This is a genomic window from Mycobacterium sp. AMU20-3851, assembly GCF_043974665.1.
Classification (GTDB): domain Bacteria; phylum Actinomycetota; class Actinomycetes; order Mycobacteriales; family Mycobacteriaceae; genus Mycobacterium.
In genome coordinates, this window is sequence record NZ_CP146371.1 from 2,679,396 (window position 1) to 2,700,114 (window position 20,719).

Genomic DNA, 20,719 nt, shown 5'->3' on the forward strand with positions numbered 1-20,719 from the left:
TGCATAGGCTCAGCGCATGAGTGCGCGCGCGGGCATCGTGGTGACCGGGACCGAGGTATTGACCGGGCGGGTCCAGGACCTGAACGGGCCGTGGATCGCCGACCGGTTGCTGGAGCTCGGGGTCGAACTGGCTTACGTCACCCAATGCGGTGACCGGGCCGCCGACATCGAGGCCGAGCTGACGTTCCTGGCCGCGCAGGGTGTGGACCTCATCATCACCAGCGGCGGGCTGGGGCCCACGGCCGACGATCTGACGGTCGCCACGGTGGCCCATTTCGCCGGCCGCGAGTTGGTGCTCGACGCGGACCTGGAGAAGCGGATCGCCGAGATCCTGCGCAACCTGATGGCGGCCCGGGGTGGTGCCGCCGACTTCGAGGCGGTGCTGGCCGCCAATCGCAAGCAAGCCATGGTGCCCGCCGGCGCGCAGATCCTGGAACCGGTGGGCACCGCGCCGGGTGTGGTGGTCGAACCGGGCCCGGGCCTGCCGGCGATCGTCGTGCTGCCCGGCCCGCCGCGTGAGCTACAGCCCATGTGGGCGCGGGCGATCGAGACCGCTGCCGTGCAACAGGCGATAGCGGGGCGCACGGTCTACCGCCAGGACACCGTGCGGATGTTCGGGTTGGCCGAATCGGGTCTGGCGGAAACGTTGCGGGAAGCCGAATCTCGCATCGAAGGTTTCGCCGCGTTGGAGATCACCACCTGCCTGCGCCGCGGCGAGTTGGAGATCGTGACGCGCTATGAGCCGCCCGCCGCGGATGCCTACACCGCACTGATCGATCTTCTTCGCGAGCGCTACCCGGCCGAACTGTTCTCCGAGGACGGGGCACTGATCGACGATCAGGTCGCCGCGTTGCTGGCGGGCCGGACGTTCGCCACCGCCGAATCGTGCACCGCCGGCCTGCTCGCGGCCCGGCTCGCCGACCGGGCCGGTTCGTCTGCCTATCTGGCCGGCGGGGTGGTGTCGTATTCCAACGAGGCCAAGGTCGACGTGCTCGGGGTCGACGCCGCACTGATCGCGCAGCACGGTGCGGTATCCGAGCCGGTCGCCCGCGCCATGGCCGAGGGCGCGCTGGCCCGGTTCGGCGCCGACACCGCGGTGGGGATCACCGGGATCGCCGGCCCCGGCGGAGGCTCGGCCGAAAAGCCGGTCGGCACCGTGTGTTTCGGGGTGGCGCTGGCAGGCAGGCCCACCCTGGTCCGCACCGTGCGGCTGCCCGGAGATCGCACCGATGTGCGGGAACGGTCCACGACGGTCGCCCTGCACCTGTTGCGCGGCGAACTGCTGGCGCTGCGCTCGGGTTAACTCCCGAACTCGGCGATGACGTCGGAGGCCAGACCTTCGAGGGTCCGGTCGGAGGCGCGATCGTGGGTGAACAGCACCACCTGGCCGAATCCCAGGTCCTGCCACTGCCGCAGGCGCTCGACGATCATCGGTGCGGTGCCGATCAACCCGCCTTCGGCCAGCCCGAAACCCGGCCCACCGAACCGCTTTTCGGCGAATGTGCGGACCTCGGGCAGTGACCGCTCGTCGGGGGCCAACGCCATCACCGCCTCGACCGACATGACGATGGACGCGGGGTCGCGTCCGATGTCGGCGCAGATGGACCGCAGCACAGACAGTTTGTGCGCCAGCTCGCCCAGCGCATAGGTGGGGACATTCCAGACGTCGGCGTAGCGGGCCACCAAGGGCAGGGTGTACTTCTCGCCGACGCCGCCGACCACGATCGGTGGCCGTGGCTGCTGCACGGCGCCGGGCCGGATCGGCATCTCCCGCACCGTGTAGTGCTCACCGTCGAAGTCGACGGTGCCCGTGCCGAAGGCCTGGGTCAGGATCTCCAGCGACTCGCCGAGCCGGGCGGACCGGGTCGCGAACGATCCCCAGTCCAGTCCGGCGCGGCGATGCTCATCCTCGATGGAACCGCTCCCGATGCCCAGTTGCAGCCGCCCCGCGGAGATCTGGTCCAGCGTGGTCGCCATCTTGGCCACCAGCAGCGGATGCCGGAACTGGTTGCACAGCACCATGTGCCCGACCCGCAGTCGCTCGGTCCTGGTCAGTAGCGCGGTGGCCAGCGTCCAGGCCTCCAGCGAGTCGATCTCGGGCATCCCCGGGCCGCAGAGGTGATCGTAGAGCCACAGGGATCCGATTCCGAGTTCCTCGCAGCGCAAGGCACGGTGCAGCACGTCCTGATACGAGAAACCCATCTGCGGGACGTAGACACCGATATCCAGGTCAGCCATGGCCGCGCGGACCGGCCCGATCAGTTCAGCACGGGCGCCAGCCGGCGCCACTGCTCAAGCGGGAGCGCCGACAGGTCGGTGTCGAGAACCTGCACACACACGTGATCGGCCCCGGCTGCCTTGTGTTCGTCCACCCGCGCCAGGATCGCATCCTCGTTGCCCCACACCACGATCGCGTCGAGTAGGCGGTCGCTGACATCGTGCACGTCGTCCTCGGTGAAGCCGATGCGCAGCAGGTTGTTGGCGTAGTTGGGCAGCGCCAGGTAGCTCTGCAGCCACTTGCGGGCGATGGGGCGCGCCGTCTCCGGATCCTCGGAGAGGATGACGGTCTGCTCGGGCAGCACCAGCGACCCGGGGCCGAGTGCGTCACGGGCGATCGCGGTGTGGTCGGGGGTGACGAGATAGGGGTGCACGCCGCGCGAGCGATCCGCGGCCAGCCGCAGCATCTTCGGTCCCAGCGCGGCCAGCACCCGATCCTCGGGGGAGACCGGCTGCTCGGCGTTGTCGAGTCCATCCAGGAATGCCGCGGTGGCGGCCAGTGGCTTGCGGTACGTGCCTGGGTTCTTGGAGTCGATCAATGGCGCGTGGCTCACGCCGATGCCGAGCAGGAAGCGGCGGCCGTGGGTCGCGGTCAACCTGGCGTGCGCGGCCGCGACGTCGGCAGGATCGTGCATCCACAGGTTGAGGATGCCGGTCGCGATCGCGACGGACTTGGTCGCGCTGAGCAGGTTCTCCACCGAATCGAGAACCGGCCCACCGACATCGGGGATCCAGAGCGCCGTGTAGCCGAGTTCCTCCAGCTCGGCGGCAGCCTCGGCGGCCTGCTGCGCATCGCCGTACCGAAGGTGTGAGCTCCAGATTCCGGTGCCCGAAAGTTCCACGTGCCGAACTCCTTTCGAAGGGTTTCAGAGATTGTCAAGCAATGTCAGTCAGATCCGCGACCCTCACGGTCCCAGATGTCCAGCATGGCGCGGAGGATCTCCTCCGCACAGCCGAGTCCCCCGAGGTGGCTCTCGCCGGGCAGCACGGTCATCTCGGCGTCCGGCAGCAGGGACACGGCGTGCGCACCGTGTGCGAACGGAACGATGTGGTCCTTGTCGCCGTGCCACCAACGGACCGGGACCTTCACCTCGTCGAGGCGGAAACCCCAGTCGCGGACGAAGTCGATGATGTCGTAGAACGGCGCCGCCAGCTGTTTGCGCCCGCCGTTGAGCAGGTCGTCGAGGAACATCGCCTTGAACTCGGGGCGCGCCAGCAGCCGGCGGTCACCCTCGGGGGAGATCCGGGCGTAGATCTCCAGCGCCGGGGAGCCGACCGGCGCGATGAACTTGATCAGCGTGGCAGCGGCCAGCCGGATGGGCGTCCCGGCGATCTCGAGGACCGGGGCGACCGTCGAGCCGAGGTTCATCAGGCCACTGCTGATGCGGTCGGGCCCGACGTAGGGCGCGACGCCACCGAGCACGCCGGCGGCGACCACCCGTTCCGGCATCGCCGCGGCCGCGGCCAGGGTGTAGGGCCCGCCGCCGGACAGTCCGATGACGGCGAACTCATCGATGCCCAGGGTGTCGGCGATGACGCGCAGATCGTCGGCGAACGCCAGCACGTTCGGATACTGGTGCGGGGTCGACGATCCGATTCCCGGTCGGTCCACCCCGATCAGCCGGATCTTCTCCAGTTCGGCATACGCTCTGGCCTCTGCCGGGATCTGCCTGCGGGCGCCTGGCGTGCCGTGCAGCCAGAAGATCGCCCGACCCTGCGGATCGCCGAACTCCGCGAAACCGAGCCGCCGGTCCGCGCCGACGGCCACATTGCCCTCAAGCTTGGGGCGCGCGATGGGAGGAACCATCCGCTGAGTGTGTCATGGATTACAGGGCTGCAATATTGCGCCCTTGGCCATGGGCGGGGCGCCGACATGCAAGGCTCGTCCCGCACGCCGGTTTCGTTGCAACCCATGTGATCGAGGAGGACTCGATGGACGATGCGATCGACCGCGGCGCCGTGGCGTTGGCGTTCTCCACCCACCGCTTCGAGGAGTCGCTGCAGCATCTGGCGAAGGACGTGCGCTGGACGATCGTGGGCTACCTGGTGCTGGAGGGCGCCGACGCGGTGATCCGGACGTGCGGCGAGACCCGCGAGAGCCTCGCCGACACCGATACCGAAATGACGCGGTGTGTGGTGGCGGCGCAGGACGACGTGGTCGCGGTGGACACCATGGCCCGCTACACCGGCCCGGACGGCGTCACGGCGGTCGCCGGGTGCGACATCTTCGAGTTCACCGGGACGAAGATCAGCGCCATCACCTCCTACGCCGTGCAGGTCGACCCGGATTGTTCGGGGGCGCAACCGCGCTGAGGGGACGAATGAATGGTGATGCAGCTCCGGAGGTCAGACCGTCATCGTCGGGTGCCCGCATGGCGCTCGGCCAGGGAACGGAGCTGCTTGAGGGCGAACTGCCTGCTGCGCCCGGACGGCGGCACCACGATGCCGGCCCACAATCCCTCCGCGCCCGGGGTCACGCAGGCTTCCTTGGCGCACTGCCAGCGGCGGGGGCAGGCCCGGCACAGGGCCTTGGCGCCCTCATCGGCCGTGGTCGTCCACCGGTCGGGATTCTGCGTGCACGGCGCCGTCCACACTCCGTCTTCGATCGATATCGGATGCACGTCCTCCCACCGTCCCTTCCCTACTCGGTTGGACCATACGGCTGTATCGTACTTACGGTACAGCCGTATCGTCGAGTCGCGACGGAGTGAGATTGACTACGGTGGCAGCTGTGAGTCTTGAGGCCGCTGCGGCGGGTGGTACGGAACCGAGCAGCATCGACAAGATCCGTACCGCGGCGCTGCGCAGTTTTGCGGAGTGTGGCACGTCCGCGACGACGCTGCGCGGCGTCGCGGCGGCGGCCGGAGTCTCGCTGGGGTTGGTGCAGCATCACTTCGCCACCAAGGCCGGTCTGATCGAGGCCGTCGACCGCTACGTGCTCGATGTGGTGATCACCCCGATGGCCCAGCCGATCTCCGACCTCGCGCCCGACTCCGTCTCCGAGGTCGGGGAGCGAGTCCAGCGGATGATCGCCGATCATCCCGATGTCGCCGCGTATCTCGGCCGGGCACTGGTTGACGGCAGTCAGCTGGGGGCGACGATCTTCGACAACCTGTACGAGGCGGGCACGCAGCGCTGGCAGACCCGGGCCGAGCGTGCCGAGACCCGGCCCGACATCGACCTTCAGTGGGCCGTGATCAACGGCATGATCCTGGCCCTGGGCACGATCAGCATGCGCGGCCACATCGAACGGCACATGTCCGGGGCGTTCACCTCACCGGAGCAACTGCAGCGCTGGCAGGAGTCCGTCAACGGCCTGCTGCGGGACGGACTGTTCCGTCGAGGTGACAACCCCGGAGCAACCGGGTGATCAATTCTTCTCGCCGGCAACCCTTTTGCGGTAGGCCGACGGTGTCTCACCGCAGAACTGGGTGAAGCTGCGGGTGAATGAGCTGAGGCTGTCGAAGCCGACCGCCGAGGACGTCGCCTGCACAGACTGGCCGGGCGCGGCGAGCAGGGCCATTGCCCGCAGCATCCGGGCATGCAGCAGATAGGTCCGCCAGGACAGCCCGAGGGTTTCGGCGAACAACCTGCGCAGTGTGCGTTCTGACACCGCGACCGCACGGCTCACATCCTCGGCCGTCACCGACGCGAGATTCTCCTTGGTGTAGGCCAGAGCCGCGGCCACGATCGGATCCTCGGAGGTGGGCAGGCTCAGCGGGGCCTCGTGATCGAGCGCCTCGCTGACCAGGTGTGCCATGGTCCGGAAAAAGTCCTCGGCGACGCCCTCGTCGTCGGCCGCGCCGCGTCGGTCGATGGGCCAGCGCAGTGCGTAGATCATCATCTCGCGGATCAGCGCGGACACCGCGATGATCCGTGCGCGATCGCCGCCGTCGGCGATGAGCTGCGCGTCGAACATCACCGCGATGGTCTTGACGTCCGGATTCATCACCGCCTGATGTTCGAGTCCGGCCGGGATCCAGGCGGCCTGCTGCGGCGGCAGCAGATAGTGGCCGGCGTCGGTCTCCACCTCGACGACGCCGTGCAGCGCGTACTCGATCTGATGGACCTCGTGGGAGTGCCAGCCGGTGATCAACCCGTCGCCCTCGTAGAGGTAACTGCCCGCCAGTGCCCGGCCGCCGCGGCGCAATTCGATCACCGGCCGACCGGGGTCATCCAGGTTGGCCGAAAACATCAAACCTCTGTCCGATCGCGCAGAGACGGTCACGGATTCCGAGGGTACTAGTTAGGTATGCAGACCGACGACCTGATTCTGGTGAGCATCGACGACCACGTCGTGGAGCCGCCGGACATGTTCCTCAACCACGTACCGGCCAAATACAAGTCCGAGGCCCCCATCGTCGTGACCGACGAGAAGGGTGTGGATCAGTGGATGTACCAGGGCCGGCCGCAGGGCGTCAGTGGCCTCAACGCGGTGGTGTCCTGGCCCGCCGAGGAGTGGGGCCGCGACCCGGCGGGCTTCGCCGAGATGCGCCCGGGCGTCTATGACGTGCACGAGCGGGTCCGGGACATGAGCCGCAACGGGATCCTGGCCTCGATGTGCTTCCCGACCTTCACCGGATTCTCCGCCCGGCACCTCAACATGCACCGCGAGGACGTCACCCTCGTGATGGTGTCGGCCTACAACGACTGGCACATCGATGAGTGGGCCGGCAGCTACCCGGACCGCTTCATCCCGATCGCGGTGCTGCCGACCTGGAATCCCGAGGCCATGTGCAAGGAGATCCGCCGGGTCGCGGCCAAGGGCTGCCGGGCGGTGACGATGCCGGAACTGCCGCACCTGGAAGGACTTCCGAGCTACCACGACGAGGACTACTGGGGCCCGGTGTTCCGTACCCTGTCCGAGGAGCAGGTGGTGATGTGTCTGCACATCGGCACCGGTTTCGGGGCGATCAGCATGGCGCCCAATGCGCCGATCGACAACCTGATCATCCTGGCCACCCAGGTCTCGGCGATGTGCGCCCAGGATCTGCTGTGGGGACCGGCGATGCGTAACTACCCGGACCTGAAGTTCGCGTTCTCCGAGGGCGGTATCGGTTGGATCCCGTTCTATCTGGATCGCAGCGACCGGCACTACACGAACCAGAAGTGGCTGCGCCGCGACTTCGGGGACAAGATGCCCAGCGATGTCTTCCGCGAGCATTCGCTGGCCTGTTACGTCACCGACAAGACCTCGCTGAAACTGCGCCACGAGATCGGCATCGACAACATCGCCTGGGAGTGCGATTACCCGCATTCGGACTGCTTCTGGCCCGACGCTCCCGAGCAGGTGCTCGCCGAGCTCAACGCGGCCGGCGCCGACGACTCCGACATCAACAAGATCACCTGGGAGAACTCCTGCCGGTTCTTCGGCTGGGATCCGTTCAAGCTGACCCCCCGCGAACAGGCCACGGTGGGCGCGCTGCGCGCCACCGCGACCGATGTCGACACCTCCATCCGGCGGCGGGCGGAGTGGGCCCGGCTCTACGACGAGAAGCGGTTCGCTCAGGTCTGACGTGGGCCGGGGCAGATTCCGGCGCACCGGACGGCGGCACGAACTAGGCTTGGTCCATGACCGATCTGGACCGTGCCGCCGCCCGCCGCGAGATCGCCGACGCATTGGTCAAGGCGCTTGACCGTCGGCACGAAGTGCTCGACGTCATCGTCGACGCCGCCGATCGGAACTCGGCGGTCGCCGCCATCGCCGAGCTGCTGGGTACCACGCACGCCGGCAGCGAAGCGGTGATCGGGCTGTCCTTCGCCCAGCTCACCCGCGACTCCCGTGCGCTCATCGCCGCCGAGCTGGAAGACCTCAACTCCCAGCTCACCTTCACGCTCAACGAGCGTCCCGCGGCGTCTGCGGAAACACTGGTGCTGCGCGCCTTTTCGGGCGACCAGGACCGCGACATCTTCGCTTCCCGGATCGACGATCTGCACACCGCCGGTGACGGATCGGGTGTCCCGGCGGGCAGCCTCGACGATGAGATCTCTTCTGCCCTGGGCCGTCTGGACGCCGAAGAGGCCGCCTGGTTCGTCGCCATCGAGGGTGAGGAGAAGGTGGGCCTGGTTCTGGGGGAGCTCGTCGGCCACGAGGTCGAGGTGCGCATCTGGATCCGCCCGGACCTGCGCAAGCGCGGCTACGGCACCGCGGCACTGCGCAAATCCCGTTCCGAGATGGCGATCTACTTCCCGGCGGTGCCGGTCGTGGTGCGCGCGCCCGGAGCCTGACGCGGGTTACCAGTCGACCCGGCCCGCTTCGCGCTGCGGACCGCCGGGCGTCTGCGCATCGTCATCGGTCTGAGCCGACCACGCGGTGCCCTCACAAACGAAGTCGCGGGGTATCGGGAGCTCGGTCGGCAACGTCGGCAGGCCGGGCACCGAGGGCAGGGCCAACGGGGGTGGCGGCGTCGCCGCGAGGACGGAGGGCGCATTCGCGATCGCCGGCAGCACGCTGCCCGCCGCATCGCTGACCAATGCCGCCGCGGAAGGCGCGGGGGGCACTGCCACCGGCACCGGTACGGCGGCATCGATCGGGGTGACGGCGGCGAGCGGCAGCGCCTCCTCGACCAGGGGCGCGGCGGGCGGAACGTCCACCGGCGGTGCGGGTTCCGGCGGTGGTGGTGGCGCAGCGACCTCGACCGGCGGCGGGGGAGCCGGCGCAGCTTCGACCGGCGGCGGTGGCGGTGCGGCTTCCACGACCGGCGGTGCTGCTTCGACCGGAGGACCGGGGACCGGTGCGACTTCGACGGGTGGCGGCGGCGCGACCACCTCGACCGGCGGTGCCGGCGGCGGAGGAGCAGCCGCGATCGGCGCGCCGGCCTCGGCCGGGACCGCCGGCGCGTGTACCAGGGGTGCCGCCGGTGCGGCGGTCGGCACCGCAACGGGAGCGGGCGGCACCACGACCGGCACGGGGGGCGCCACAACGGGAACCGGAGGTGCCGCGACCGGGACCACCGGGGCGGCGATCGGCGCGGCGGCCGGCACGGGTGCGGGTGCGGCCACGGCGGCGTCGAGCACCGAAACAGCCTCTGCGACCGGAGCGGCCGCGGCCATCGGCACGGCCGTGTCCGCCGGCGCCGCGAGTGGCGCGGGAGGCGCGGGTGCCGGTGGGGCGACGTCCGCGGGTGGGGCCGGCACGGCGGCTGCCTCGATCAGCGGTGCTGCCGCCTCCACCGCGGCCGGCGCCGCCTCGACAGGGGGCGCGGTGGGGGTGAGGGCCTCGGTCAGCGCCGCGGCACCGCCCTCCAGGGACTGGGGGATGATCTCCGGCGCGGCGGCCAGATCCTGAACCATCTCCAGGCACGGCACCCCGGGGCTGGGCTCAGCAAACGCCTGCGGTGTCAGTACGAGGGCGCCGCAATACAGACCTGCGGTGGCAACGGATGTCAGCGTAAGGCGATTCACGGTGTGTGACATGAACTTTGCGGTTTCCCCTCGGCTGACGACGAGGCGAACCTATCGCGGTTCCGAATTTGCGCAAACTGCAGTTTTTGGCCGACACCGATCCGATATGAAGCGGTGCCCGTCCCGTGACTCCGGCGGCCGACCATGCGGGTAATCAACCACAACACCGTCGAAAAGCGTGCCACCGAAGCCCCGTTTCTGTCGGTCGGCCGCTTCAGAGTCCGGCGGCCCGCTCCAGGGCGGCCAGCGAATCGTCGAGGTGCACCAGCAACCGCTGCAGGTGCGGCACGCTGCGTCGGCAGCCGACCAGTCCGAAGTCCAGATTGTCGGCGTTGTTGGTCAGGGTGATGTTCAGCGCCTGTCCGTCCAGCGCGATCGACAGCGGGTAGTTGCCGCCCAACCGGGCCCCGTTCCAGTACATCGGTTCATGTGCGCCGGGCACGTTGGAGATGACGATGTTGAAGGGCGGCGGCGCCGAGGACACGAATCCGGGTACCAGGCTGAGGGCGAGGCCGGCCATCAGGAAGCCGGACAGGGCGAGCGCCTGGGTGCGGGGCAACTCGCTGAAGATCCGCTTGTTTTCCCGCATCGACGCGCCGATGGTGTGTAACCGCTTCAGCGGATCGACTTCGTCGGTTGCCAGATTGCACAGGATCGTACCCACCATGTTGCCGCCGGCGTCCTGCTCGTGCTCCCCCCGGAGGCTCACCGGAACCATTGCCACCAAGGGTGTTTCGGGTAACGCGCGCTGCTCTTCGAGGTAGGAGCGCAGCGCTCCCGAACACATGGCCAGCACCACGTCGTTGACGGTGCAACCCGGCGCCGCGGTCTTGATGGACCTGATCCGGTCCAACTTCCAGGATTGCGCCGCGCACCGCCGTGCACCGCCGATGGGCACGTTGAACATGGTCTTCGGCGCCCGGAAGGGTAGCGTCAACTGCTGTTCGACCAGTGCCGCGCGGGCCAGCGAGACGGTTGTCGGCGCGATGCCGGCGACCGCTGCGGCGGTGCCGCCGACGGCACGCAACAACGACGATGCCTGACCCGAGGCGGCAGTGGGGTGCTTTTTGGTCTGCAGCGTCCAGGGCACCCGGACTTCCCGGTCCTCGGGGTCGGGGGTCAGGGTGCGGATCATCAGACGTTGCGCGGACACCCCGTCGATCAGCGAGTGGTGGATCTTGGTGTACACCGCGAAGTGGCCCCCGTCGAGTCCCTCCACGAAGTAGGCCTCCCACAGCGGGCGGTGCCGGTCGAGCAGCGTGCCGTGCAGTCGCGACGTCAGCTCGAACAGTTGGCGGACGCCGCCGGGGCGCGGCAGCGCCGACCGTCGCAAGTGGTAATCGACATCCACCTCATCATCGAAAGCCCAAGCGGCATTGCTGATTCCGCCGAACAGCCGTGCCGGGTGCTTACGAAATGTGGGCTGGAAGTTGTCGTGCTCGGCGATCGCCGCGTACAGATCGGCGACGAATTCGGGCCCGGCATCGGCGGGCGCCTCGAACACCTGTAGTCCGCCGACGTGCATCGGGTGCTCCCGTGACTCACCGACGAGGAACATCGCGTCGGTCGGCGAGATCATCTTCATAGGGTCACGCTACCGACAGCGGTCCCGCCGGGTCGGCGATTACTCAGGCCGGGCGGGTGGCCACCGGTATCCGCCCGACGGGCGCCGGAACGACCGGTACCTGCGCCGCCGGCGCCGGGGCCACGGGTACCGGTGCCGCGGGAGCCGGTACGGCGGGCAGGGCCGCGGCCGGCCCGGGAACCCCCGGCACCGGGACGGCCGGCGGCGGTGCGGCCGGTGTGACTCCCAGCACGCGCAGCAGATCGGGCTTCATCGCCTGCAACTGAGAACCCCAGTAACCCCAGCTGTGCGTTCCGTCCTTGGGGAAGTTGAACACCCCGTTGCGGCCGCCGGCGGCCACGTAGCGCTGCTGGAAGGTCTTGTTGGTGTTCAACGTGATGTTCTCCAGGAACTGGGAGCTGAACATGCCGCCGAAGTCACCCGCGGTGTCGAGTTCGGAGGGGGTGCCGTCGCCGCAGTAGACCCAGATCGCGGTCCGGTTCGCGGCCAGCATGCCGATGTTGACCATGGGATCGTTGCGGCGCCAGGCCGGATCGTTGCTCTGGCCCCACATCGAGGTCGCGTTGTAACCGCCCGCATCCCGCATCGCCAGGCCGATCAGTGTCGGCCACAACCCCGCCGAAGGATTGACGAATCCGGACAGCGATCCGGCGAAGATGAACTGGGTGGGGTGCCAGATGGCCAGCGTCAGTGCCGACCCGCCCGACATCGACAGGCCGACAACGGCATTGCCCACCGGACTGACACCGCGGTTGGCGGCCAGCCAGGCCGGTAGTTCCTGGGTGAGGAAGGTTTCCCACTTGTAGGTGAGGGTTCCGCCGGCACCGGTCGCGGGCTGGTACCAGTCGGTGTAGAAGCTGGATTGGCCGCCGACCGGCATCACCATCGACACGCCGGAATCGTGGTACCACTCGAACGCGGCGGTGTTGATGTCCCAACCGTTGAAGTCATCCTGGGCGCGCAACCCGTCGAGCAGGTACACCGCGTGCGGCCCGCCGCCCTGGAACGTGACGCGGATATTGCGACCCATCGACGCGGACGGGATGTCGAGTTGTTCGACCGGCAGGCCGGGCCGGGAGAACGCCGCGGCCGGCGGTGCGCTGATCAGCGAGCCCAGCACCAGCGTCGAGACGACCGCGGACGCGCCTCGGCGCAGCCAGCGCCGCATCGTTGTCGAAGGCGTCATGCAGGCGAAGCTAACAGCCGCACACCGCCGATCCGCCTCCCGACGCGGGCCGTGATCGCGTTGTTATGAAACGGTTTAACTCCGGCGACCCGTTCAGGCCGGCACGACGATCACCAGATCATCGCCGTCACGTTCCACCTGCATGCCCGCCCGTCGCGCCACCGTCGCGACCTTGGCGGCGTCATCGGGTTCGGCCTTGCTGCCGGCCAGGACACGGGCCAGTTTTCCCTTGTGCGCCTTGTTGAAATGGCTGACCACGGTGCGGTGTCCGTCGGGGTGCTCGGCCAGGACGTTGACCCGGACCGAGCCGGGTACCCGTCCGAGCCCGGCATACGAGCCGGAGCGCAGATCGACGATCAACTCGCCGGCCGCGATCTCGGCAAGGGCCGGCTCGAGGACCGGTCGCCACCTGGCCGCCAGGGTGGGACGGCCGGGCAGCTTGGACCCGGCAGACAACCGGTAGGCGGGCACCGGATCGTCGGCCCGCAACAATCCGAACAGCGCCGAGCCGACGGCGAGCCGGGCCCTGGCCCGGGCTGCGGCGGCACCACGCAACGAGTCGATGTCGAGTGCGTCGTAGAGCACCCCGGTGTAGCGGTCGATCGCGGGCAGCGTCGGGCTGCTCGTGAGGGTGGCATTGCGTTCGATCTCCGCGTCCTGCTTGGCGGTCAGACCGAGCGCCCGCCGGGAGGCGGCCACGTCGGCGGACAGGGCGCCCAGCTCATCGACCAGCTCCGCGCGCAGGGAGTTCAGGGCGGGGAAGCTGAGTTGGTCCAGACGCAGCGGCGGACCGTCGCCGCCGGATCGTTTGGTTTCCGACGGGGGCAGCAGCACGATCACGCTGAGAGGTTAGCGGAGCAGGGTCGGTGACCGGCCTCTGCCGTCGGCGGTGGCCATGTGATTGCCGGGAGTGTGAATCGTCGGGACATCGACCACTTCGATCATCCGTGGCAATTCGAACATCGGATCGAAACAGCTCGGCCGGCGCCGTGGTCCAATCGACGATGCCGCCGGCCGCGTCGGCATCGGGTGTGGTCAGCCGGTGTGTGCCAGGGTGGCGTCGGGCGGATATGTCTCGTCCGAAATGCGAAATGATCGCAATAGAGTGCATTTGGATTGAGTAGTGGCGTCGGGGCAGGAGAAGTCTGCGATCATGGATGGCGGACGATGCGCGGTTGCACGGCCCGGTGCATTAGCTGACGAGTTTGTCGGTCGGCTAGATGACATGCATTCCGCGCATTCGTGTCCATGATGAGTTCGGACGACGACCGCCAGCCGTGGTCGCCGAAGATGACAGGGGAGCGCTGGTGACAGCTCAGGAGACCGTCGACGCCGAGGCCGGCGGCGACGACCACGACCAGGACCCGGCGGACAACAGCGAGTTCGCCGTCGATGTACGGGTGCGCGTGCACGCCGGCACCGACGACGAGGTTGTGGGCGTGATCGTCGACGACTTCGGCGACAGCGCAGGCTATTCGGTGGACATCGGCGACAACCATATTGCTGATCCGGCGCGCCGCTGGGCGGTGCTGCTCGATTCGGGTTCGCTGACCTTCGTCAACAGCGACGTGCTGGCGCCGGAATAGCCGGTTCAGCCCTCGCCGGATAGCCGGTTGAGGAGTTCGTCGAGGAAGCCGCCCGCTTCGCGGCCCGCTCGTTCGACGTCCTGCGCGGCTATCGCTTCGATGAGCCCGCGGTGTCTGGCGAGTCCGGCGGCCGGCGGGTCCTCGGTGGTGGTGATGACGCTGGCAGACACGACTTCGGTGAGTCCGCGGTAGAGCTCGGTCAGCACGGGGTTGTGCGAACTTCGCATCACCGCGAAATGCAGGTCGGCGTCGGCGCGGGCGAAATCGGCGGCCGGACCACCGTTTCTCAGAGTCTCGCTGCGTTCCAGCAGCTGCCAGAGGTCGGTCAGGTCGGTATCGGTGCGGGCCGCCGCGGCCAGCCGTGCGCCTTCGACCTCCAGGCAGCGACGGACCTGTAGGACGTCGCGGAACTCGTTGCCGCACAGGCGGTGCAGCGCACCGGAGACCTCGCTGGTGGCTCGCACATAGGTCCCGTCGCCTTGCCGGACCTCCAGGATTCCACTGTGCGCCAGCGCGCGTACGGCCTCTCGCACCGTGTTGCGGCCGACCCCCAGTGTCTCGGCCAGGGTGGGCTCGGTGGGGATCTTGGTGTTCACCGGCCATTCGCCGGTGCGCACCGAGGCGCGGAGTTGATCGATGACCTGCTCGACCAGTCCGGTGCGGCGGGTGGCGGCCAGCGGCATGTAAACCCTTTCATCCAATCATCGGATGTATGGCACGCTAGTGCAGATGAGTCGAACCCGCCAGCAGGAGCCCGTGCTCGGTCCTGTCCCGTCTGCCGACCCGGTGCAGTTGCCTCCGCCCGAGAGGGTGGCCGGAGGCGCGCTCCTGGTGGTCGCGGTCGTGCTCACCGCACTCAACCTGCGGCCGGCCATCACCAGCGTCGGCCCGCTGCTGGGGGAGATGAGGGACGGGTTGGGCACCTCCGCGCTGTGGGCCGGCGTGCTGACCACCGTGCCGGGCTTGTGTTTCGCCGCCGCCGGCCTCGGTGCACCATGGCTGGCCAGGCGTTTCGGGCTCGGCACGGCAATCGCGGGCGGCCTGCTGACACTGGCGGTCGGTCTGCTGCTGCGGGTGACCGATGGGCCACCCGTGGTGATCGGCGGCACGCTGGTCGCCACCGCGGGTATCGCGCTGGTGAACGTGCTCATCCCGGTCGTCATCAAGGGGTCATTCCCGACTCATATCGGGCTGATGACCGGTATCTACACCGCCGCGCTCCAGGGCGGCGGTGCCGCCGGTTCGGCTGTGACTCCTGCGCTGGACGGTCTCCTGGGTGGCTGGCGGTTCGCACTGGGTGCCTGGGCGGCGCTGGCCCTGGTGGCCCTGGCCGTCTGGTTGGTCGTGATGCGCTCGCGACGCCGGTCCATGTCGGTGACGCAGACCGCCCCGGCGGGCGGACGGTCCCTGTTGCGCAGCAGGTTGGCCTGGATCATCACCGGCTTCTTCGGTTGCCAATCGCTGATGGCCTACGTGGTGATGGGTTGGCTGCCCCAGGTCTTCATCGACAACGGATTGAGCAAGGGCGACGCCGGCCTGCTGCTCGGCCTCAACGCCCTGATCGCGGTGCCGATCAGCATCGTGGTGGCACCGATGGCCGCCCGGCAGCCCGGTCAGAGCGGCTGGATCGTCGGGCTGGGCCTGATCGGATTCGCCGGGGTCGTCGGCCTCACCGTCGCGCCGGCGGCCGCGCCGGTGCTGTGGACGGTCCTGCTCGGCCTGGGCATGAGCGTCTTCTCCCTGGCGCTCGCGGTCATCGCCCTGCGCGCCCGCACCGCCGAGGACACCGCCAGGCTGTCCGGGATGGTGCAGGGTCTCGGCTACCTGCTGGCCGGTGTCGGACCGTTCCTGTTCGGGCTGCTGCACGAGATCAGCGGGGGCTGGACGGTGCCGTGGTTGATGCTGATGGTGGTCTACATCACCCAGATCGTGCTGGGCGCACTGGCGGGCCGGCCGCGCTACGTGTAACCGCTACACCGGGAAGGTCGGTGGCAACCCCTCCGGGGCGGGTGGCGGGGGAGCCATCGGGTCCAGCGGCGGTGGCGGAGGTGCCATCGGGTCGACCGGCGGTGGCGGGGGAACGTTCAGTGGCGCCGGGGCCATGGCGTCGACGGGCGGGGGCGGCGGCAGCTGAGACGGCGGCGGGGGAAGGAAGCCCGGCGGGGGCGGCGGAATCATGCCCTCGGGGGCCGGCGGTGGGGCGGTGTCCATCGGAAGATGCATGTGCTTGGTGAACTGAGGCTGGAAGGCCCCTCCGCCACCGATCTTGACACCCCCGCCGCCCTCGCCGGACGAGACGGCCGTGCCGTCGGGCAGTGTGACCGCGGTGTGGCCGCTGTTCCAGCCGATGTTCAGCGCGCCGGGCTGGGTGCCGTACTGGAATCCGCGAGCCAGCAGGGCGCTTTCCTGGTTTCCGGTGTGAAACCGGTCACCGAAGATCGGGCGGTTGGTGGCGGCGTTGCTGACCCATGATGCCAGACCGGAGCAGTCGGTCCCCGCGGGGGTGTCCCCACCGGAGACGTACGGCGTTCCCGACACCTGGCTCACAAGCGCCAGAAGTGAAGCTACAGCAAACATGCCGACGGACGGTAACAGAGCGATTTGAGTCCGGGCAAAATTCTGTGACTGCCTTCACATTTCGATCTTGGGTCCTCGACCTGGAGAAATGGCGATTGAACCCCCTTGTTGGAGGCCGCGATTCAAGTGTTGCTGTGACCGTCTCTGCAGTTCTCGCAAACATGTTGTGCGGCACGGCACCCGGTGGCCCGCGAGCAACGTCCGGTGGGGGAGGCCATGAATTGTGTTGGCACCCTGGATCGTCGGCTGTTGCGGTCGAAAATACTTGCAGCGCAACATTTTCAGAGTTCACGCAACCCGAGTCGGTGCCTTCGGCAACGACAAGGTCCCCGCAACGGTGCAACGCGTTCCGGGGACCTTGAGCGAGCGTGGTGTGGCGGGCAGGCCTACCGACGGTCCGGGTTCACCAGACCCAGACCGACATGTCGTCGGGTGGGTAGTTCATGCAGACGTCGGTGGAGGCGGCGACGACGCCTTTGTTGTTGAAGAAGATCTTGGCCCAGTTGGGCCAGTTCCAGGACAATTGTTCGTAGAAGGCGTTGGTGGCGGTGTCCTCGGAGTATTGGCGGCGTCCGGCGTAGTCCATGGAGAAGAACCAGTGGATGCGGTCCTGCACGGCGCGGTGTACTTCCGGGGATTTGTTGTTGTAGTCGATCATGTAGCGCTCGTAGTAGACCGGGTTGGTGTCGCGGGTGGCGGCCAGGATCTGCTCGGCGGTGCATGGGGTGTGCAGGATCTTGTTGGGGATGGGGTAGTTGTCGGTGGCGTCGGCGGCTGCGGTGGGGGCCAGGGTCAGGGCGGCGGCGGCGGCCAGGGTGGCCAGTGAGAGCTTGGTGAACATCGGTGTCTCCCTTACTGGGTGAGCAGGACGCGCTTGTCGGGGCAGTAGTAGTTCATCGCGGCGGCCAGGAATTGCCAGGCTTGTTCGGTGCTGCTGCCGCGTTGCAGTTGGTCGGCGACGAATTTGGCCGAGTCGCGGGCGGTGGCGTCCACGCCGCGGTGCAGGCGTTTGCAGGCGATCTTGCCGATCCAGGCGTTGTAGTCCTTCTGCCCGTAGATGCCGTAGCTCTGCAGTTCCTTGGCGAACGCGGTGTCCGGGTCGGCCTGCGCCGGCGCCGCCAGCACGAGTGCGGACGTGACGCCGGCGGTCAAGATCGCCAGCAGGGGCTTGAACATCATCGACTCATTCCTGTGCGGAGCGGGCAGCCCCGACGGCTTGGGGTTCGGGCCACGGTGCCGGTTCCGGGCGCTGCCGTACGCGTTGCGGCCACCAGAACCACTTACCCAGTAGCGCGGCGATCGAGGGCGTCATGAACGCCCGGATCACCAGGGTGTCGAACAGCAGGCCCAGGCCGATGGTGGTACCGACCTGGCCGATCACGGTCAGTTCACTGACCGCCATCGACATCATGGTGAACGCGAACACCAGGCCGGCCGAGGTCACCACCGAACCGGTGCCGCCCATGGCGCGGATGATGCCGGTGTTCAGGCCGGCGTGTATCTCTTCCTTCAACCGGGCGACCAGCAGCAGGTTGTAGTCCGCGCCGACCGCGAGCAGCACGATCACCGCCATGGCCAACACCATCCAGTGCAACGGGATCCCGATGATGTGCTGCCAGATGAGTACCGAGAGGCCGAACGCCGAGCCCAGCGAGATGGTGACCGTGCCGACGATCACCGCGGCGGCCACGACGCTGCGGGTGATGATCAGCATGATGATGAAGATCAGCCCGATGGACGCGATCCCGGCGATGATCAGATCCCACTTGGATCCCTCGGCCATATCTTTGAACACCGAGGCGGTTCCGGCCAGGTAGACCTTCGAGCCCTCCAGCGGGGTGCCCTTGATGGCCTCCTTGGCGGCCTGCTTGATCGCCTCGATGTGGGCGATGCCCTCCGGGCTCATCGGGTCGCCCTCGTGGCTGATGATGAAGCGCACCGCATGCCCGTTGGGGGACAGGAAGTTCTTCATGCCGCGTTTGAAGTCTTCGTTCTCGAAGGTCTCCGGCGGTAGATAGAAGGAGTCGTCGTTCTGGGCGGCGTCGAAGGCCTCGCCCATGGCCGACGAATTGTCCTGCATCGCCGACATCTGATCCTGTATGCCCTTCTGGGTCTGATACATCGTCAGCATGTAGGTGCGCATGTTCTTCATCGTCGCGATCATCGACGGCATCAGCGTGACCATCTGCGGCATCAACGTGTTGAGCCGCTCCATGTCTGGGATGATGGCCTGGATGTCGTCGGTCATCACATCGATGCCGTCGAGGGTGTCGAAGATCGAGCGCAGCGCCCAGCAGCCGGGAATGTTGAAGCAGTGCGGTTCCCAGTAGAAGTAGTTGCGTATCGGCCGGAAGAAATCGTCGAAATTCGAGATGTTGTCCCGCAATTCGGCGATATCGAGGGTCATGTCCTTCATCTTGGTGACCATCGAGTTCGTCACCGCGGCCATCTGCACGGTGATCGAACTCATCTTCTCCATGTTGGTGATGGTCGTCAGCATGTCGTCGGCCTGCTTGAGCATGTTGGCCATCATGTCCTGCTGGTACTTCTCGTTCATTTTCTGCGTGGTGCCCTGCATGCTGATCTGGAACGGGATCGAGGTGTGCTCGATCGGGGTTCCCTGCGGGCGGGTGATGGCCTGCACCCGGCCGACACCGGGCACCCGGAACACGGACTTGGCGATCTTGTCGATCACCAGGAAGTCTGCCGAGTTGCGCAGATCGTGATCGCTTTCCACCAGCAGGAGCTCGGGGTTCATCCGGGCCTGGGAGAAGTGCCGGTCCGCCGCGGCATAGCCGACGTTGGCGGGCAGGTCCTGCGGTAGGTACTTCCGGTCGTTGTAGTTGGTCTGATAGCCCGGCAGCGCCAGCAGCCCGACCATCGACAATGCGATCGTGGCCACCAGCACGGGCCCGGGCCACCGCACGATGACGGCACCGATCTTGCGCCACCCGCGGGTGCGCATGGTGCGCTTGGGTTCCAGGATCTTGCGGAACCGGGTGGCGACCGAGATGACTGCCGGCCCGAGGGTCAAGGCCACCAGGACCGCGACCGTCATGCCGATCGACAGCGGGATGCCCAGCGAGACGAAGTACGGCAGCTTGGTGAAGTGCAGGCAGAAGGTCGCCCCCGCGATGGTCAAGCCGGAGCCGAGCACCACGTGGGCCGTGCCGTGGAACATCGTGTAGTACGCCGATTCGCGGTCCTCGCCCTCGGCGCGTGCTTCCTGATATCGACCGATCAGGAAGATGGCGTAATCGGTGGACGCGGCGATGGCCAGCGTCACCAACAGGTTCACCGCGAACATGGAGAGCCCGATGATCTCGTGGTAGCCCAGGAACGCGATGACCCCGCGGGTGATGCCGAGTGCGACGACCACCATCGCCAACACGAGCACGGTGGTGACGAACGACCGGTAGATGATGAGCAGCATCGCGATGATGACCGTGAAGGTCAGCATCTCGATGACCCGCACGCTGCGGTCGCTGGCGATGTGCTGGTCGGCGGCCAGCGCCGAGGGGCCGGTGACGTAGGCCTTCACCCCGGGCGGCGGAGTGACGCTGTTGACGATGTCCTGGGCGGCCTCCACCGACTCGTTGGCCAGCGCCTCGCCCTGGTTGCCGGCCAGATAGACCTGAACGTAGGCGGCCTTGCCGTCGGGGCTCTGCGCGCCGGCTGCGGTCAGCGGATCGCCCCAGAAGTCCTGGACGTGCTCGACGTGTTTGGTGTCGGCTTCCAGTTTGTCGATCAGCTCGTCATAGAACTCGTGGGCCGCCTCGCCCAGCGGTTCCTCGCCTTCGAGGACGATCATCGCCGAACTGTCGGACTTGAATTCCTCGAAGACCGCGCCGACCCGCTTCATCGCGATCATGGACGGGGCGTTGTCCGGGCTCATCGACACCGCGCGCATCTGCCCGACCTCTTCGAGCTGCGGGACGACGCTGTTCAACACCACCAGCAGCGCGATCCAGCCCAGGATGACCGGAAGCGCGAGCATGCGGATGGCGCGGGGTATGACGCCCCGGCGAGGCGGCCGGGTGACCGGGATGGCGTCGGTGCGCAGTTCGTCCGCCTCGTCTGTCGTCGTCATGCGGCCACCTCGCA

The 20,719-nt window shown here is 67.8% G+C and carries 21 protein-coding genes; 7 read left to right on the forward strand and 14 right to left on the reverse strand.

The genetic code is table 11. The annotated features are described in order from the left end of the window. The first annotated feature begins 16 nt into the window (after window positions 1-16). Complete coding sequence (locus V4U86_RS12825) at window positions 17-1,303, forward strand: competence/damage-inducible protein A (RefSeq protein WP_395311573.1); 1,287 nt, start codon at window positions 17-19, stop codon at window positions 1,301-1,303. Here V4U86_RS12825 and V4U86_RS12830 read toward each other — a convergent pair. From V4U86_RS12830 to V4U86_RS12840, 3 genes are read right to left on the reverse strand one after another with little or no spacing between them, the layout of a single operon-like run. Beyond that, window positions 1,300-2,238: an LLM class flavin-dependent oxidoreductase gene (locus tag V4U86_RS12830; RefSeq protein ID WP_395311574.1), complete on the reverse strand. Its 939-nt coding sequence runs from the start codon at window positions 2,236-2,238 to the stop codon at window positions 1,300-1,302. The genes V4U86_RS12825 and V4U86_RS12830 overlap by 4 nt on opposite strands. Window positions 2,239-2,258: 20 nt before the next feature. Continuing rightward, on the reverse strand, window positions 2,259-3,119 hold the full coding sequence (locus V4U86_RS12835; RefSeq protein ID WP_395311575.1) for an LLM class F420-dependent oxidoreductase: 861 nt from the start codon (window positions 3,117-3,119) through the stop codon (window positions 2,259-2,261). 44 nt (window positions 3,120-3,163) lie between these two features. After that, the gene (locus tag V4U86_RS12840; protein WP_395311576.1) at window positions 3,164-4,084 is read right to left on the reverse strand and encodes an alpha/beta fold hydrolase; all 921 of its coding nucleotides are present in this window, start codon (window positions 4,082-4,084) and stop codon (window positions 3,164-3,166) included. Between the two features lie 125 nt (window positions 4,085-4,209). On the opposite strand from V4U86_RS12840, the gene V4U86_RS12845 reads away from it, so the two are divergent. Continuing rightward, window positions 4,210-4,590, forward strand: coding sequence for a nuclear transport factor 2 family protein (locus V4U86_RS12845; RefSeq protein WP_395311577.1), 381 nt, complete (start codon window positions 4,210-4,212; stop codon window positions 4,588-4,590). Window positions 4,591-4,631: 41 nt separating this feature from the next. Here the strand turns inward: V4U86_RS12845 and V4U86_RS12850 are convergent, their stop codons facing one another. Beyond that, entirely contained in the window at window positions 4,632-4,898 is a 267-nt protein-coding gene (locus V4U86_RS12850) for a WhiB family transcriptional regulator (RefSeq protein ID WP_395311578.1), read from the reverse strand. Window positions 4,899-5,008: 110 nt separating this feature from the next. On the opposite strand from V4U86_RS12850, the gene V4U86_RS12855 reads away from it, so the two are divergent. Further along, the gene (locus V4U86_RS12855; protein ID WP_395311579.1) at window positions 5,009-5,647 is read left to right on the forward strand and encodes a TetR/AcrR family transcriptional regulator; all 639 of its coding nucleotides are present in this window, start codon (window positions 5,009-5,011) and stop codon (window positions 5,645-5,647) included. Here V4U86_RS12855 and V4U86_RS12860 read toward each other — a convergent pair whose 3' ends face one another. Beyond that, window positions 5,648-6,505 carry an AraC family transcriptional regulator gene (locus tag V4U86_RS12860; protein WP_395311580.1) on the reverse strand — a complete coding sequence of 286 codons (858 nt, stop codon included), beginning with the start codon at window positions 6,503-6,505 and terminating at the stop codon, window positions 5,648-5,650. 24 nt (window positions 6,506-6,529) lie between these two features. On the opposite strand from V4U86_RS12860, the gene V4U86_RS12865 reads away from it, so the two are divergent. Together V4U86_RS12865 and V4U86_RS12870 are read left to right on the forward strand one after the other, a co-directional pair. Beyond that, entirely contained in the window at window positions 6,530-7,792 is a 1,263-nt protein-coding gene (locus tag V4U86_RS12865) for an amidohydrolase family protein (protein WP_395311581.1), read from the forward strand. 56 nt (window positions 7,793-7,848) lie between these two features. Next, window positions 7,849-8,505, forward strand: a complete 657-nt coding sequence (locus V4U86_RS12870; RefSeq protein ID WP_395311582.1) for a GNAT family N-acetyltransferase — start codon at window positions 7,849-7,851, stop codon at window positions 8,503-8,505. 6 nt (window positions 8,506-8,511) lie between these two features. On the opposite strand, the gene V4U86_RS12875 is transcribed toward V4U86_RS12870, so the two are convergent. From V4U86_RS12875 to yaaA, 4 genes are all read right to left on the reverse strand, one after another. After that, window positions 8,512-9,570 (reverse strand): hypothetical protein, encoded by a 1,059-nt coding sequence (locus tag V4U86_RS12875; RefSeq protein ID WP_395311583.1) that lies wholly within the window; start codon window positions 9,568-9,570, stop codon window positions 8,512-8,514. 325 nt (window positions 9,571-9,895) lie between these two features. Next, window positions 9,896-11,266 carry a WS/DGAT/MGAT family O-acyltransferase gene (locus V4U86_RS12880; protein ID WP_395311584.1) on the reverse strand — a complete coding sequence of 457 codons (1,371 nt, stop codon included), beginning with the start codon at window positions 11,264-11,266 and terminating at the stop codon, window positions 9,896-9,898. Between the two features lie 43 nt (window positions 11,267-11,309). Next, complete coding sequence (locus V4U86_RS12885; RefSeq protein ID WP_395311585.1) at window positions 11,310-12,452, reverse strand: esterase family protein; 1,143 nt, start codon at window positions 12,450-12,452, stop codon at window positions 11,310-11,312. A 93-nt stretch (window positions 12,453-12,545) separates the two neighbouring features. After that, entirely contained in the window at window positions 12,546-13,292 is a 747-nt protein-coding gene (gene yaaA / locus V4U86_RS12890) for a peroxide stress protein YaaA (protein ID WP_395311586.1), read from the reverse strand. A 467-nt stretch (window positions 13,293-13,759) separates the two neighbouring features. On the opposite strand from yaaA, the gene V4U86_RS12895 reads away from it, so the two are divergent. Beyond that, window positions 13,760-14,038, forward strand: coding sequence for a hypothetical protein (locus V4U86_RS12895; RefSeq protein ID WP_395311587.1), 279 nt, complete (start codon window positions 13,760-13,762; stop codon window positions 14,036-14,038). A 5-nt stretch (window positions 14,039-14,043) separates the two neighbouring features. Here the strand turns inward: V4U86_RS12895 and V4U86_RS12900 are convergent, their stop codons facing one another. Beyond that, window positions 14,044-14,721 (reverse strand): FadR/GntR family transcriptional regulator, encoded by a 678-nt coding sequence (locus tag V4U86_RS12900; protein WP_395311588.1) that lies wholly within the window; start codon window positions 14,719-14,721, stop codon window positions 14,044-14,046. 46 nt (window positions 14,722-14,767) lie between these two features. Between V4U86_RS12900 and V4U86_RS12905 the strand changes: the two genes are divergently transcribed. Beyond that, the gene (locus tag V4U86_RS12905; protein WP_395311589.1) at window positions 14,768-16,006 is read left to right on the forward strand and encodes an MFS transporter; all 1,239 of its coding nucleotides are present in this window, start codon (window positions 14,768-14,770) and stop codon (window positions 16,004-16,006) included. A gap of 3 nt (window positions 16,007-16,009) precedes the next feature. Here the strand turns inward: V4U86_RS12905 and V4U86_RS12910 are convergent, their stop codons facing one another. From V4U86_RS12910 to V4U86_RS12925, 4 genes are all read right to left on the reverse strand, one after another. Then, window positions 16,010-16,615, reverse strand: coding sequence for a peptidoglycan endopeptidase (locus V4U86_RS12910; protein ID WP_395311590.1), 606 nt, complete (start codon window positions 16,613-16,615; stop codon window positions 16,010-16,012). A 403-nt stretch (window positions 16,616-17,018) separates the two neighbouring features. Next, window positions 17,019-17,456, reverse strand: a complete 438-nt coding sequence (locus V4U86_RS12915) for a DUF5078 domain-containing protein (protein ID WP_395311591.1) — start codon at window positions 17,454-17,456, stop codon at window positions 17,019-17,021. Window positions 17,457-17,467: 11 nt separating this feature from the next. Next, the gene (locus V4U86_RS12920; RefSeq protein ID WP_395308833.1) at window positions 17,468-17,791 is read right to left on the reverse strand and encodes a DUF732 domain-containing protein; all 324 of its coding nucleotides are present in this window, start codon (window positions 17,789-17,791) and stop codon (window positions 17,468-17,470) included. 7 nt (window positions 17,792-17,798) lie between these two features. Next, window positions 17,799-20,705 carry an RND family transporter gene (locus tag V4U86_RS12925; protein ID WP_395311592.1) on the reverse strand — a complete coding sequence of 969 codons (2,907 nt, stop codon included), beginning with the start codon at window positions 20,703-20,705 and terminating at the stop codon, window positions 17,799-17,801. Window positions 20,706-20,719: the final 14 nt, after the last annotated feature.

Coding starts and splice junctions, on each gene's coding strand:
- V4U86_RS12825 (WP_395311573.1), top strand. CDS start 17: ATGAGTGCGCGCGCGGGCATCGTGGTGACCGGGACCGAGGTATTGACC.
- V4U86_RS12830 (WP_395311574.1), bottom strand. CDS start 2,238: ATGGCTGACCTGGATATCGGTGTCTACGTCCCGCAGATGGGTTTCTCG.
- V4U86_RS12840 (WP_395311576.1), bottom strand. CDS start 4,084: ATGGTTCCTCCCATCGCGCGCCCCAAGCTTGAGGGCAATGTGGCCGTC.
- V4U86_RS12845 (WP_395311577.1), top strand. CDS start 4,210: ATGGACGATGCGATCGACCGCGGCGCCGTGGCGTTGGCGTTCTCCACC.
- V4U86_RS12865 (WP_395311581.1), top strand. CDS start 6,530: ATGCAGACCGACGACCTGATTCTGGTGAGCATCGACGACCACGTCGTG.
- V4U86_RS12870 (WP_395311582.1), top strand. CDS start 7,849: ATGACCGATCTGGACCGTGCCGCCGCCCGCCGCGAGATCGCCGACGCA.
- V4U86_RS12875 (WP_395311583.1), bottom strand. CDS start 9,570: ATGGTTCAGGATCTGGCCGCCGCGCCGGAGATCATCCCCCAGTCCCTG.
- V4U86_RS12880 (WP_395311584.1), bottom strand. CDS start 11,266: ATGAAGATGATCTCGCCGACCGACGCGATGTTCCTCGTCGGTGAGTCA.
- V4U86_RS12885 (WP_395311585.1), bottom strand. CDS start 12,452: ATGACGCCTTCGACAACGATGCGGCGCTGGCTGCGCCGAGGCGCGTCC.
- V4U86_RS12900 (WP_395311588.1), bottom strand. CDS start 14,721: ATGCCGCTGGCCGCCACCCGCCGCACCGGACTGGTCGAGCAGGTCATC.
- V4U86_RS12905 (WP_395311589.1), top strand. CDS start 14,768: ATGAGTCGAACCCGCCAGCAGGAGCCCGTGCTCGGTCCTGTCCCGTCT.
- V4U86_RS12910 (WP_395311590.1), bottom strand. CDS start 16,615: ATGTTTGCTGTAGCTTCACTTCTGGCGCTTGTGAGCCAGGTGTCGGGA.
- V4U86_RS12915 (WP_395311591.1), bottom strand. CDS start 17,456: ATGTTCACCAAGCTCTCACTGGCCACCCTGGCCGCCGCCGCCGCCCTG.
- V4U86_RS12920 (WP_395308833.1), bottom strand. CDS start 17,791: ATGTTCAAGCCCCTGCTGGCGATCTTGACCGCCGGCGTCACGTCCGCA.
- V4U86_RS12925 (WP_395311592.1), bottom strand. CDS start 20,705: ATGACGACGACAGACGAGGCGGACGAACTGCGCACCGACGCCATCCCG.